Genomic DNA, 280 nt, shown 5'->3' on the forward strand with positions numbered 1-280 from the left:
GGGAAGACTTCATACGGGTTCGATGTACTCTTATCTTCCACGAATGGTCCAGCCTTCAATGCGGGTCGAAGCATATGGTTACCTGGGTGGTTAAATGCTGTTAATGAGAATAGTAATTCATTATTCTTAACAATAGGTCCGGGAGACTTTTTGGTTCATCATGCTATTGCTCTAGGTTTACATACCACTACCTTGATCTTAGTAAAAGGTGCTTTAGATGCGCGTGGTTCCAAGTTAATGCCAGATAAAAAGGATTTCGGTTATAGTTTTCCTTGTGATG

Annotated in this window: 1 protein-coding gene; it reads left to right on the forward strand. The window is 40.7% G+C overall.

Translation table 11 applies throughout. The features are described 5' to 3' along the window. Nucleotides 1-280, forward strand: a 280-nt coding sequence (locus tag QQK25_RS25035; protein ID WP_498027258.1) for a hypothetical protein, incomplete at both ends; no start/stop codon positions are given.

The organism is Zoogloea oryzae, from assembly GCF_030161255.1.
Lineage (GTDB): Bacteria > Pseudomonadota > Gammaproteobacteria > Burkholderiales > Rhodocyclaceae > Zoogloea > Zoogloea oryzae.